Source organism: Pseudoalteromonas sp. SG45-1, assembly GCF_014164135.1.
Lineage (GTDB): Bacteria > Pseudomonadota > Gammaproteobacteria > Enterobacterales > Alteromonadaceae > Pseudoalteromonas > Pseudoalteromonas distincta.
The window spans coordinates 25,050-38,522 of record NZ_JACJEP010000002.1 but is presented as its reverse complement, the minus strand read 5'-3'; the positions used below and the strand labels follow the sequence as shown (position 1 = coordinate 38,522).

General features: G+C 38.5%; 10 protein-coding genes. 3 read left to right on the top strand and 7 right to left on the bottom strand.

Annotated features, from left to right (window positions below):
- Nucleotides 1-122: 122 nt before the first annotated feature.
- Complete coding sequence (locus H5117_RS02545; protein ID WP_182736069.1) at nucleotides 123-3,425, bottom strand: Ig-like domain-containing protein; 3,303 nt, start codon at nucleotides 3,423-3,425, stop codon at nucleotides 123-125.
- Nucleotides 3,426-3,618: 193 nt separating this feature from the next.
- Between H5117_RS02545 and H5117_RS02540 the strand changes: the two genes are divergently transcribed.
- A complete protein-coding gene (locus H5117_RS02540) occupies nucleotides 3,619-4,953 on the top strand; it encodes a dicarboxylate/amino acid:cation symporter (RefSeq protein WP_182724288.1) in 1,335 nt (444 codons plus the stop codon).
- 95 nt (nucleotides 4,954-5,048) lie between these two features.
- On the opposite strand, the gene sohB is transcribed toward H5117_RS02540, so the two are convergent.
- Together sohB and H5117_RS02530 are read right to left on the bottom strand one after the other, a co-directional pair.
- Complete coding sequence (gene sohB / locus H5117_RS02535) at nucleotides 5,049-6,065, bottom strand: protease SohB (protein WP_182681383.1); 1,017 nt, start codon at nucleotides 6,063-6,065, stop codon at nucleotides 5,049-5,051.
- Nucleotides 6,066-6,165: 100 nt separating this feature from the next.
- Nucleotides 6,166-8,595, bottom strand: a complete 2,430-nt coding sequence (locus H5117_RS02530) for a VolA/Pla-1 family phospholipase (RefSeq protein WP_182694966.1) — start codon at nucleotides 8,593-8,595, stop codon at nucleotides 6,166-6,168.
- Between the two features lie 206 nt (nucleotides 8,596-8,801).
- Between H5117_RS02530 and H5117_RS02525 the strand changes: the two genes are divergently transcribed.
- Nucleotides 8,802-9,548 carry a YciK family oxidoreductase gene (locus H5117_RS02525; RefSeq protein ID WP_182736068.1) on the top strand — a complete coding sequence of 249 codons (747 nt, stop codon included), beginning with the start codon at nucleotides 8,802-8,804 and terminating at the stop codon, nucleotides 9,546-9,548.
- Nucleotides 9,549-9,631: 83 nt separating this feature from the next.
- Here H5117_RS02525 and rluB read toward each other — a convergent pair whose 3' ends face one another.
- The 4 genes from rluB to H5117_RS02505 form a co-directional block, all read right to left on the bottom strand.
- The gene (gene rluB, locus H5117_RS02520) at nucleotides 9,632-10,504 is read right to left on the bottom strand and encodes a 23S rRNA pseudouridine(2605) synthase RluB (protein WP_024595359.1); all 873 of its coding nucleotides are present in this window, start codon (nucleotides 10,502-10,504) and stop codon (nucleotides 9,632-9,634) included.
- Nucleotides 10,501-11,091, bottom strand: a complete 591-nt coding sequence (gene scpB, locus H5117_RS02515) for an SMC-Scp complex subunit ScpB (RefSeq protein ID WP_182672229.1) — start codon at nucleotides 11,089-11,091, stop codon at nucleotides 10,501-10,503. Before scpB ends, rluB begins: the two co-directional genes overlap by 4 nt.
- A 151-nt stretch (nucleotides 11,092-11,242) precedes the next feature.
- Nucleotides 11,243-11,764, bottom strand: a complete 522-nt coding sequence (locus H5117_RS02510; RefSeq protein ID WP_002959711.1) for an EF-hand domain-containing protein — start codon at nucleotides 11,762-11,764, stop codon at nucleotides 11,243-11,245.
- A 227-nt stretch (nucleotides 11,765-11,991) separates the two neighbouring features.
- Nucleotides 11,992-12,423 carry an exonuclease III gene (locus tag H5117_RS02505; protein ID WP_154903246.1) on the bottom strand — a complete coding sequence of 144 codons (432 nt, stop codon included), beginning with the start codon at nucleotides 12,421-12,423 and terminating at the stop codon, nucleotides 11,992-11,994.
- 241 nt (nucleotides 12,424-12,664) lie between these two features.
- Between H5117_RS02505 and xthA the strand changes: the two genes are divergently transcribed.
- Complete coding sequence (gene xthA, locus H5117_RS02500) at nucleotides 12,665-13,471, top strand: exodeoxyribonuclease III (protein WP_182736067.1); 807 nt, start codon at nucleotides 12,665-12,667, stop codon at nucleotides 13,469-13,471.
- Nucleotides 13,472-13,473 lie beyond the last annotated feature (2 nt).

Genomic DNA, 13,473 nt, shown 5'->3' with positions numbered 1-13,473 from the left:
ATAAACGAACAATTTTTGTCGTTAAATTAAACAAACAGGTGTTTTTAGATTAATTGATGTGGAATATATAGAACAGAAACAAAAATGCCAACCTAAAGGTTGGCATTTTTTATTTTAAACGATTATAAATCGTCGACTACTGAAACTGAAAATGGTGAAACTAAACCTGAAGGAGCTTCAACTGATATATTTAAGCTACCCGATGGACTATCGTTACCACCTGTCAAAGGTTCCCGTTTAATACCAAAAGAAACACCTACTGGAACAAAGCTCGTAGTATTAGGAAATACATAACTAGTTTCGCCAGTAATTTCACCGTTATCAGTACTAATAGATACCTCAGTACCTGCAGGCATAGGATTATTATACATATCTGCAATATACATAATCAGACTGACACTACTAGTCCCTGTTGGAGTCTGGGTTAAATCTATTTCACTGACTTGACACATCTGTTGGCTTGTTGGATCAGCTTGTGAGCGACGTACTAATGGGCTCGCTGGATCACTGTTTATATGCACCTCAGATGCTGTTACGCCTGCAATAGCAGAGCAATCATCAGCATAGGTTACTAATCTAAAGAATGCCGCATCACCCGACATAACAATCTCTTGGTTTTGAAATACATTAACCAATTGACGGCTACATAGTCCTGCGGTTTCGTCTTCTTCACGACATAGTAAACCATTGTATAAACCGTTTTGGGTAGTCCAAGAACCATTACCATCAAAATCTACGAACTCTTCAAACTCATCACCTGTTGAATTGTCACGAGAACATGGGTCTGTTCCATCACTACAATCTTTGCCGCCAAAAGTACCATCTTCATTGTTATCAATAAAAGCTTCTGGGATATCAAATAAATCATCAAAGAAGTCTTCGCTATCAAAGTAACCATTACCATTTAAGTCTGAAAAAGTCTCTTCACCAATAGCATATGCATGAACGGTTGCTCGTCCACCAAGTGGTAAATCTATTGTAAGATCATTATTTAAAATACCTAATGGGCACGGTAATCCACCATCACATTTTTGAGCAATTGTATTTTCGTACATTGAATCAGTAAAAGGACGCGGGTTGCTACTTGTCCAAGTAACGCTACATGCTCCATTCGTTGTAGTACAACTTGGCTCAATAACTCCACCTTCTGTAATAAAAGTAACGGCCGTACCATCTGGAACAGGATTATTAAAGTGATCGGCTAAACGTGCGTTAACCGCTACTGTATTACCATCAACATTTAATGCATGGGGATTGAAAATAGAACGCGATAGCGAAAAACTATTTTGATCAGCTATACCTGTACTAACAACAAGAATATCTGAAGGGGCTGTTACAACAACTGTATTACCTTCTACCTCTTCTTCACTTGATGCAATAACACGTACAGGTGTTGCAATCGAACCCGATAGTACTGATGTCTTCACTTCGCCACTGGCATTAGTAATAGCGCTGGCAGTGCCTAATGTAATGCCACCTACAGCAGTTGAAAGTTCAAAGTTAACCGTTCTTGACGCTAAATCGTTCCCGTTTGAATCGACAAGTTTGAAAGTCACTTCTGAAATTTCAGTACGGTCAGCACCACCAGTACCTTTTAATGCAATTACAGGCTCTGTAACATCTATAAACTGTAAAAAACCAATATTTGCAGGTGATACATTAATTGTAGTATTTGCAGAAACGGTATCTCCACCAGTAATAACCGTTGCTGTAATAATATCACCACCCACACAAGTTAAAGGGCGATATGTAGAACGTGCAAATCCACCAATACTAGTCACTGTTTCATCAATTGATGCCTGCCCCGAACTTACACAGCCCGATGAGAATTCAACCGTTAATGGAGTTGTATATAACTCACCATCTTTAGAAATTTCAATAGAAATTAGAGCCGTAGCCCCTGCCGCTAATAGCTCATCATCAGCAATAGAGCTCGAAATAGAAATTTCGATATCTACCGCAGCAATCTGAAACGCTTTAGTCAAGTTACTATCAAGTACAGACACGGTGATTTCACCTGCCCCTACATCTTGCCCAGGAACAATATCGAGTAGTGCGATACCATTTGCATCTGTAATTGCAGTGCCTGTTGAAGGAGTAATAGATCCAATAGTAGTAGTAGCGGTTACTAAAGCTTGAGTAAGTGGTGTTGTAGAGTCTTCATTAGTCACTTCAATAAATAAAATAGCTGAAGAATCACCTGAAATACTTGTTACCTCTTCACATAAACTTGCATCTCTAGTTGTTTTAAAATCAACCGGACAGTTTTGCAAAATTTTAAAATTGATATCCGCAGTGCTTTGATCTGGGTTTACAGCATCGCCTCGGGTGTAAAAGCCCAACGTTTTCTCCACACCTTCATACTGTGCGGTTATTAAACCAGCACCTTCGACAGTACCTGAAGTTAAATTAAGTGAAGCTATACCATTTTCGTTTGTTAATGCTGTTCCAATGCTTGGGATAAGATTACCTAGGGTAGAAGAAAAATTAACAACGGCCCCCTCTACTTTAATACCATCACCATCAAGAACAGTTGCTTTAACCACACCACTATCGGCTGCACTAATGGTACTAATTTCGGTCAATGAAGTCGAAGATGTAAGACTCAATCCTATAGAAAAGTCTAACGACTCACCCTGAACGGGTGCATCACCTTCGGTAGTAAATGTATAACCATCAGAGCTGTAAACAATGTTTTCATTATCAGTGTAGGTTGCAACTATAGAACCTGCACCAACTTCTGTACCAGCTAGAAGGCTTATTGTTGCAATGCCTTGAGCATTTGTTAGTGCTGTGCCGTTAGTTGGATTGATTGTTCCTAAACCAGTGAGTACGAATTCAACAAGCTTAAATGCAGCAGGCTCTCCATCAATCTCTAGCTCAACTTGAACAGTAAGAGGGTTTGAATAATCAACATTACGAGTATTCTCACCTGAACTGTTTACAGCTGTGATATTTAACTGAGGTTCTGTTGACGCGGTACCATCAGATTCAAAAGCAAATGTATCCGTGTAACTGACACTATCAATCGTAAAAGTGGCTGTAACTTCACCTGCACCTGCACTTGAACCTGCTATTAGTTCAATAGTCGCTACGCCATCTGATTGAGTAAGAGCGGTACCTGCTACTGGGTCTAGCTCACCAATAGAATCCGCTAACGTGAATGTAATACGCTCGCCAGACACTGCATCACCATCTTCATTAACTAAACTAGCTCTTAATTCTAAAGGAGTATCAGCAGTAACACTATTCGACTCAGTATCACTCGCTTTCAAATAACCTTTCAAACTTATTGTATAGGTTGATGTTTCCGTCGTGGAATCACCATCACTAATAGAGCCGTCTTTTTCAAGTGACCCACCGCCACCACAGGCTGTGAGTAAAAAACTTAGCAATGAAATGCCGAGCAGTCGCATTAAAGGCATGAACCTCTCCCTAGCGTTGTTATTATAATCAAAATTAATTTTCACTTAATATTAACCTATAACTTAGTCTAAAATCTCAGTTTTTTATTACTTTTTTGCGCAAAATAATTTTAAATAAATACCAATTTTTTCTGTAGTAAATATTTCCTTGCTGGTAGTCTATGGCAAATTTATAAAATGTAGATCAGGGAATATGTCAAAAATCCGTTCAATGAGTTTAACCACTCGCATCATGATTGGTATGGCGCTTGGGGTTGCAGTAGGTTTTATATTTCAGGCTATATTAGCTGGTGAAGACGATTATCTAATACCACTTGGGTTATTCTCTTTGCCAATTAAAGCCTTTTTTGTTGATGGTATTTTCCATGTTGGTGGCCAAATATTTATTGCCAGCTTAAAAATGTTAGTTGTGCCTCTTGTTTTTGTATCGCTCGTTTGTGGTACCTGTAGCTTAAGTGACCCTAAAAAACTAGGCCGCCTAGGTGGTAAATCTATTGGTTTATATTTATTAACTACGGCTATTGCTATAACGGTGGCTATTACACTTGCCTTATTATTTAGCCCTGGTGAAGGTATAAGCTTGCCATCTAATGCAACTTATGATGCCAAAGAAGCGCCTACCCTTGCACGTGTAATTATAGATATGTTTCCTACTAACCCATTTGAAGCCATGGCCAAGGGTAATATGCTTCAAGTTATAGTGTTTGCACTATTATTTGGTGTAGCAATGGCATTAAGTGGTAAAACAGGCAAACGCGTAGCAAGTGTTTTTGAAGATTTAAACACAGTAATCTTAAAACTAGTTACGCTGTTAATGAACATTGCACCTTATGGCGTGTTCTTTTTAATGGCAAAACTATTTACAACAATTGAGCTTAACTTAATTGTTAGCCTAGCCAAATACTTTGGCGTTGTAGTGCTTGCACTGTTATTACATGCTTTCGTAAACTACACATTGCTTTTAAAAATATTAACGGGCTTAAACCCGCTTATTTTCTTAGCAAAAATGAAGCACACATGCTTATTTGCATTTAGTACCTCGAGCTCAAGCGCAACTATGCCTATTACACTTGAAACTGCTACTAAAAAACTAGGTGCTAATAACTCGGTTGCCTCATTTACTATCCCACTGGGTGCTACCATTAACATGGATGGCACTGCCATCATGCAAGGTGTGGCTACCGTATTCATTGCACAAGTGTTTAGTGTAGATTTAACAATTTCTGATTATCTAATGGTTATACTAACAGCAACACTTGCCTCTGTAGGTACAGCAGGCGTACCTGGTGTTGGTTTAATAATGCTGGCCATGGTACTTAACCAAGTTGGCTTACCTGTAGAAGGGATTGCAATTATTATCGGTGTAGACCGCTTGCTAGATATGACACGTACAGCAGTTAATGTAACTGGCGATTGTATGGTTACCTGTGTTGTGGCTAAATCTGAAGGTGAACTTGATGAGAGCATCTTTAACGACCCTAATGCAGCTAAAGACTTAGAAGATTATCATCAGTCTATTGACTCATAAGCTACATTTATACAGCTATAAAAAAACCTTGATGCAATACATCAAGGTTTTTTTTCGAGTAGAAAGAATTAAACTGAATCGTAAAAAATTCTAATCTAAGGATTTAGGGATTTAAATTTAGAGAGTAAGTTTATTCCCACTTTATTTACACCACTACTCAGGCCAAGAGCTAGCTTATCGCTTAATCCCTTTTTAATTTTGTATTTAATCTTATAAATTTGGCGCTCATGTTGCTGCTCCAGCAATGCATCATCACTTGTCTTTATAACATCTACCAAACCTTTATCAATCGCTTGAGTTGCAAACCAATGCTCGCCTGTCGCAACTAAGTTTATATCTAAGCTTGGGCGTTGAGTGCTTACAAACGTTTTAAATAAATCATGTGTTTGTTCAATTTCTTCACGAAATTTTTCACGGGCCTTATCTGTGTTTTCACCAAATAAAGTAAGCGTACGTTTAAACTCACCTGCAGTAATTTGCTCAAATTCCACATCATTTTTCTTTAATATTTTATTAAAGTTAGGTATTTGAGCTATCACACCAATAGATCCAACTATGGCAAAAGGGGCTGCTAGTATCTCATCGGCTACACACGCCATCATGTAACCACCGCTCGCTGCTACTTTATCAATTGCAACACTCAAAGGAATACCGGCATTTTTAATACGCTGTAGCTGAGATGCAGCAAGTCCATAGCCATGCACTACTCCGCCGCCACTTTCTAAACGAATAAGTACTTTGTCTTTACTTGGGTTAGCAATAGAGATAATGGCTGTTATTTCTTCTCGTAAGCTTTCTACTTCGTGAGCGTCCATACTACCCACAAAGTCAATTACATATAAACGAGGTTTAGGCTCATCTTTATCTGCTTTTTTACTTTGCGATTTAAGCTGCTTTTGGTGTGCTTTAAGCTCTTTTTTACCCAGCGTATTTTGTAGAAAACTTTCTTTAAGATCGACTAATTGCTCTGATATGTCGTCAATTTGTATTTCACCTTTTTTGGCTTTAGGCTTAACTGCAGCGCCAACTATTAGCATTAGAATAACTGCTATAGCGATAACAAAAGTAATTGTTTTAGCAAAAAACAAACCGTATTCGTATAAAAATTCCAACTGGTTTCTCCATTTATAAATTTCAGCTAATTTAGCATGCTTTAAAGCAAAAAAAAGCCACTTTTCAGTGGCTTTTAAAGGTTAATTATTTTACTGGTTATTAATCAGTCACAACCTCAGGGTTGGAAACTAATAACATTCGACCGCGAGCAGCTAAGTAAGTAGCTACTTGCAACTGCATTTCTGTATTAGCGGCAGCACTGCCTTCAACAGTTGCAGCTTGTGCAGCATCTTGAGCTGGCGTTAATATAGAACCATGATGCCCTTTAGTAAATTTAACTAAGTAGCTTGTTGGTGTTTCACTCAATGCTTGCGAAGTACTTACTGTTTCAAGACCCATCAAGTTAGCTAATGGGATTGTGCCAGAAATAGGATTATTAGCTGCCATTGGTGGTATCACTTGGTCAGGCTTGTTATCAACACCATCGCCCACAACAACATTAGTATAAACAGGAGTGCCTAATGCTTTTACAGTGGCTGCATAATTAGTTGGATCGCCACTATCAAGTGCTGTTTGCGCCGCAAATGCAAATTGAGTAAACACTCCTTGAATATTAGTAAGCTTACTTGTTTCGCCAGCTGTAGTTAACGAAGCTACATACTCGTTATAACCACAGGTTAAATATGCTTCCATATCTGGCAATACTGCACCACAGTTAGACACTGCATCAACTTGTAAATACGCGTTAAACTCATCAGCTTCTGTTGTACCTGCTTGTGAAAGTACTGAACCTTGAATAAATGGACCAAATGCAGCTGATTCTAGTAAGAAGCTAGCTATACCGCCGCCGCCGCTTGCAAGTGCTACTGTGTTTACATTAAATAATGGGTCAACGGTTGGCGCTAATGGGTTATTAGCTTGTGCAATAAATGCAGGGGCTACAATAGAGCCTAATGAATGACCAATGTAAGTTACATCTTGCGCATTAATCGTTGCATCATTAATAAAGTTTAGACCTAAACGTAAACCTAATAAATCAGCCGCTGATTGACGTAAGCTATCACGCGCAACAAGTAATGAACTTAAATTCATGTAACTAAGCACAGAACCTGTTGTTGCATTAAAGTCGTCTGTTCCATCACCATCAACATCTATTCCACGCTCACCATGTCTTGGATGGTCAATAGCAACTGTTGCAAAGCCTTGAATAGAAAGCTGCGCCGTTAAAGCAAGCATACTTTCTTTTTGTGTTGTAATACCGTGTTGCATAATAACAACTGGCCATCCGCTATCAGGCATTGCGATAGGATCTAATTGTAACTGTGCACGTACACCATTAATTATTGGTAAAATAGGCTTAGTAACTTGCACTGGCACATTTGCCATGCTTTGTACTTTTGGAATGGAGTTATATTTTGTTAAATGACGTGTGCTATCTAGTCCTAAGTCGCGTAATTGCCCGTCACTTAATGCAGAACATAAACCATCATTTTCACTAATAGGATCTGTCGGAAATGCATCACCAGCAACGGCCTTGTAACCGATTATTGCCACCGCGTTATCACACATACCTTGCCAATATGTATCACTTAAATCACTAATATCGGTCCCCGTTGGTGTACCTAAATACATCGGTAGCATAATGCTACCTTTTTGATATTGCACACCAGAGAAAGCAGCAGACACTTCTACACCCTGAGAAGCAAACACCTGTTGCACATTTACCATCGGTTGTTCAGGAACTTGAAGCGCAGGCGTTGGCATCGCAGGCTGTTGCAAACTAGCAGCTAGCAATTTTTTAATTGTCCCAAGTACTGGCCCCGCAGACTGAATAGTCATTGCGCTAGAAAAAATAATATCTTCTTTTGTTATATTTCCTGAACTTACAACTACATTTTCGTAACTGTTAACAGCGCCCTGCAAACCAAGTTGGGCTTCTGTAATTAATGGCGCTTCTTGCTTAACCAGACCATAAGTAGAAGAAGGCTCGATAGAGCGTCCTAATGAATCTTTAAGACCAGTAGTTAGTACATTGATGTATGAGCTACCTGCCGTAAATGGTTTTAAAGGAATAATTGCAACGGCATCACCAGAAGCTTGAGTGACAAAATCAACACCAAAAGTAAGCTCACCGACCAATTTACAAGCTGTACCTGCAGCTACAACTGAACATTCTGCGTCAGTTAAACTTGCACCCATTACTACTTCAAAAATACGGACTGTACCTGGTGTCCCAGCAGACGTTTCATCTAAACTCACATTTGGCGGAAATGTTAAATCGATTTTATAAGGAACCTGAGAAGACCAACCGTCAAGTGCGCCTAGAGCAAGCTGAGGGTCAGCATAAGCTGCTCGAGAAATAGACACATTGTTGTCATCTAATTCTCCAGGAATGTTAAGTGTACCGTCTTGGGTTCCACTCATTAATAAATCATTAGGTACCGATAAGATACCTGCAGCAGGGTCAAATGTAACCGTTGCTGTTGGAATAACGGTTGCTGTGTCGTTCTTAACATCTTCTAACGTTTCTCCGCCGCCACAACCTGCCAAGGCAGCTGTAACAGAGAGTGAAAGTAGCATTTTTTTCATATTGTTGGCTCCGCACATATTTTATTTTTATAGTGTGTTTAATCAGTGTATTAAGTTAAAACAATGTAATCAGGTTATTAATGAGACATTAGACCAGTTAAACTTAACGTAAAGTTTCTATTTTCGCCACCTAATTTTACAATAAATTCGATTACTTCACGTTTCGCTATGTTAAAATCAAAAAAAATAGATGAATGGGTACTTTTATGCACACATATCAAGCGGCTGAAAACGCACTTAAAGATAAAATTATTTTAATAACAGGCGCCGGTGATGGTATTGGCCGAGTAGCAGCAATTACGTATGCAAAATACGGCGCTACAGTTATCTTATTAGGAAAAACAACTAATAAACTTGAATGTGTTTACGATGAAATTGTTAATGCGGGTTACCCTAAACCTGCAATTGTGCCCATGGACTTAAAAGGCGCAACTAAACAAAACTATCGTGACCTTGCTGCAACAATTGAATATCAATTTGGCCGCCTTGATGGCTTGCTTAATAATGCAGGTATTTTAGGGTCACTTGGTCCACTTGAACATTTTTGCTCATCTACGTTCGAAAACATAATGAAAGTAAACGTGACTGCACAAGCAATGATCACTAAAGCACTTTTTCCTGTTCTTCGTAAATCTGACAATGCATCTGTGATATTTACGTCATCAGGTGTAGGCCGCAAAGGCCGTGAGTTTTGGGGGCCATATGCCATCTCAAAATTTGCAGTTGAAGGCATGATGCAAACATGGGCATGTGAAGTAGGCAAAACGAATATTCGTATAAACTGTATTAATCCAGGCGCTACTCGCACTTCTATGCGTGCTGCTGCATACCCAGGAGAAGATAGAGACGCGCTTGCTACACCAGAAGATTTAATGCCAACCTACTTATACTTGATGAGCGATGATTCTAGTAAAGTGAATGGCGAATCGTTAGATGCTCAAGTAAAAAAGTAATTTAGAGTTTAAAAAATTTATACAACACACATTAAAAAAGCCGCAATTAGCGGCTTTTTTGTGTGCAATAAATAACTAATTTATTATTTACGTTTGGTAGGCTTAACACGTTGATTGTGTTTTTTAACTGCTTTGCGGATCTGGTTGATTTTAGCGCGTTTATCTTTGCGTTTTTCAGGCATAACAGAAAGCTTAGTTTGTGTCTCGCGCCCTAATTTAACGGTTTTGCGTAAGTAGTTTACTGTTTCTAAATCATACTCCATCCAACCACCTTGTGGCACGCGCTTATCAAGCTCTAGTTTACCGTAACGAATACGAATAAGACGAGATACTTCCGCATCTTGAGACTGCCATAAACGACGTACTTCACGGTTACGTCCTTCATTTAACGTTACGTTAAACCAGCGGTTAACGCCTTCGCCACCCATAGGGGTTACAGTCGTGAATTTGGCTGGACCATCTTCAAGCTCAACACCACGTAGTAAGTTTTTAACCGTTTCATTGGTTACTTCACCAAATACACGCGCAGAGTATTCACGCTCTACTTCATAGCTTGGGTGCATCAAGCGGTTAGCTAATTCACCATCATTAGTAAAGAGCATCAAACCCGAAGTATTAACGTCTAATCGGCCAACCGCAATCCAACGCTCACCATCAATACGAGGAAGTCGGTCAAATACTGTCCGACGCCCTTCTGGATCTTTACGTGTGCTTAACTCACCTTCGGGTTTGTTATACATAATCACACGACAGATTCTATCTGCTTTTTCTTCAATCTTTACAGTGTGCCCGTCAACACGAATCAAATCGGTTTCTTCAACACGGTCTCCTAACTTTGCCACTTTACCGTTTACACTAACGCGGTTTGCATCAATGTATTTTTCCATTTCACGGCGTGAGCCTACGCCTGCACGGGCTAAGACTTTTTGTAACTTTTCACCTTGTATAATACTCATTCGGATGGTTCTCTCACAGAAGGATCGCTCAATAACTGGTTAATTTTACTTTGCTGCTCTGTTGGCAGCGCAGGTAAGTTTTCAAGTCCAGTTAACGAAAAATAATCTAAAAATTGTTTAGTAGTTGCATATAAAGCCGGCTTACCCGGAACCTCTTTATGCCCTACCACTTTAACCCAATCTCTTTCGAGTAGGGTTTTAATAATATTCGAACCCGTAGTAACACCCCTTACTTGCTCAATTTCACCGCGCGTAATGGGCTGCCTATATGCAATAAGTGATAATGTTTCCAGTAAAGCACGTGAGTATTTTGGTGCGCGTTCTTGCCACAAGTTATTTAACCAAGGGCTTAAACTACTACATGCCTGAAAACGATACCCACTACCAACTTCAACTAAGCGAATACCACGAGTTTGAAAATGTTCTTGTATTGTATCTATTGCGTCGTTTATTCGCGCCATAGAAATAGCTAAATCTATTAATACAGTATCTTTAAGGTGGCGTTTACTCACAGGCTTATCTGCAACAAAAATAGCTGCTTCAATGATCTCAACTAGTTGTTCATCACTAATTCGCCGACCCGCCATACACACTCTTAACAAATAAAAATACACAGCCATCTATTATGACAGAACAACGCCAAACTAGGAAAATATATCTACTAAATAACTAGATTTTAAATACAAAAAAGCCAGTGATTATCACTGGCTTCTAATTTACTCTTTAAAACAACAAATATTAGCTGTGTTTAATGGCTTCTAATGCATCATCTTCAGCTACTGCGTTACCGTATTTTTTAATGTAACCCATAAACTCACTTTTACTGATGCGCTTATCTTGGTTTTTATCCATGTAACCAAAGTGATTTGAAATATCATCATCGTTACCTTCAACTACCGAAATATAGCCATTACTGTCGTTGTCTAAGCTTGAAAAGCTGCTTTCAATTTTATCGAATTTAGCGATTTCAGCTTTAAATGCCGACTCACTTACTTCAGAATCAGTGGCTACTTTACCATTGTTTAACTTCATGTAAGTGTTGAATTCTTTGCGGCTAATTTCGTTATCCATATTGGTATCAATATTTGAAAAATGGCCCCAAATGCTATCGTCATCAGCTTCAACTTTTGAGATGTAGCCATCGCTGTCATTATCTAAACTTGCAAAGTCACTGTCTATTCTTTCAAGACCCTGATTAGATGAACAAGCCGCTAGGCTTAATGATGCTAAAATAGTGGCTGCTAATGTTAACTTTTTCATAAGACGTATCCTTCGTAATTAATTAAATGTCACTTTAACTAATACAAATCCAATGCCAATAATAGTTAACTTATAAGAATCAACAACTTAATCTTGGCTGGTGCATTTATTGAACAGTTTCAACAAGTTAGGCTTGCAAGCTTTGCAAACAACCTTGTAATTTTTGCAAAAAAATACCCGGTAAAAAACCAGGTACCTCAATTTTAGTTATATAGTTCAGCTAATAATTAGATTGCTGCGTTTTGGTAGCGTTTAACAAACTCAGTAACGTTTTGACCATTACATTTTAATGAGTTTAAGTTACCAATTTTTTGGCGAACAGGTGCTAAACCTTGTTTTAAAGCCGTCATACATAATTGAGTTTCTTGTTGAGCATCTTTTGCAAATACTTCTACTTTCTCAACTGATGCGTTGCTTAATGCCGTTTTTTTAGCAATATCGCGAATATCTTCACCATTACATAAAATGCTTTTAGAAAAACGAGATAAGTAAACACCGTGCTGAGCAGCTTCTTTACGAGCAACACTAAAGCCTTCGTTTGCGCTTAGTACACATAACTTAGACTCAATTTTATTATCTTGACTGAAGTAAGTATTGCTTTGTGCTGAAGCAGTTGCAGATGCTAATAAAGCAGTAGCTAAAAGTAGTTGTGTTTTCATGAGAGATCCTATTTGAACGAGCTAAACAAGTGAATTTCGCGCATTATATATTCAATAAAGTTAAGTTCAATTGAATTTTTTATTTATTTAAAATAATTAATACTGCATTTACAATGTTTAAACTTTACTCACCAATTGATCAACATTTGTGCAGCTATTTTCTCATTTCAGTCATGTTATGTACGCGTATTTACTGATACAATTTAATTCATTAAATAGATCCAATTTTAAGGTAAATTTTATGAAAGTGATTTCTTTCAATATCAATGGTCTGCGTGCTCGTCTCCACCAATTACAAGCAATTATCGACAAACATCAACCAGACGTTATTGGCTTGCAAGAGATTAAAGTTCATGACGAAGCATTCCCACTAGAAGATGTACAAAAAATGGGATATCACGTCTACTTTCATGGCCAAAAAGCCCATTATGGCGTAGCTATGTTATGCAAAAAAGAGCCTAAATCGGTCTTAAAAGGCTTCGCTACCGATACAGAGGAATCGCAAAAACGCATGATAAGCGTCACTGTTGAACAAGATAACGGTCGCGACCTTACAGTCATGAATGGCTATTTCCCACAAGGTGATAATATTAATCACGAAACTAAATTTCCTTATAAACGACAATTTTATAAAGATTTAATGACACACCTTGAAACCAACCACACCCCTGATCAAGACGTCATTGTTATGGGCGATATCAACATATCACCCACCGATTTAGATATTGGTATTGGCGAAGTTAATGCAAAGCGTTGGTTAAAAACGGGTAAATGTTCTTTCCAACCGGTAGAGCGTGAATGGCTTGCAACATTACTTAATTGGGGCTTTAAAGACACCTTTAGAGAACAAAACCCAGAAACAGACGATCAATATTCGTGGTTTGACTATCGCTCTAAAGGGTTTGTAGATAACCGAGGGCTTCGAATAGATGTAGTACTTGCGACTGATGAGCTTGCAGCACGCTGTATAGATACTGGTATTGACTACGAACTGCGCGGTATTGAAAAACCCTCAGATCATGCCCCTATATGGTCAACATTTAAGTAATT

Coding starts and splice junctions, on each gene's coding strand:
- rluB (WP_024595359.1), bottom strand. CDS start 10,504: ATGAGTATTATACAAGGTGAAAAGTTACAAAAAGTCTTAGCCCGTGCA.
- H5117_RS02540 (WP_182724288.1), top strand. CDS start 3,619: ATGTCAAAAATCCGTTCAATGAGTTTAACCACTCGCATCATGATTGGT.
- H5117_RS02505 (WP_154903246.1), bottom strand. CDS start 12,423: ATGAAAACACAACTACTTTTAGCTACTGCTTTATTAGCATCTGCAACT.
- H5117_RS02530 (WP_182694966.1), bottom strand. CDS start 8,595: ATGAAAAAAATGCTACTTTCACTCTCTGTTACAGCTGCCTTGGCAGGT.
- xthA (WP_182736067.1), top strand. CDS start 12,665: ATGAAAGTGATTTCTTTCAATATCAATGGTCTGCGTGCTCGTCTCCAC.
- H5117_RS02510 (WP_002959711.1), bottom strand. CDS start 11,764: ATGAAAAAGTTAACATTAGCAGCCACTATTTTAGCATCATTAAGCCTA.
- H5117_RS02525 (WP_182736068.1), top strand. CDS start 8,802: ATGCACACATATCAAGCGGCTGAAAACGCACTTAAAGATAAAATTATT.
- scpB (WP_182672229.1), bottom strand. CDS start 11,091: ATGGCGGGTCGGCGAATTAGTGATGAACAACTAGTTGAGATCATTGAA.
- H5117_RS02545 (WP_182736069.1), bottom strand. CDS start 3,425: ATGCCTTTAATGCGACTGCTCGGCATTTCATTGCTAAGTTTTTTACTC.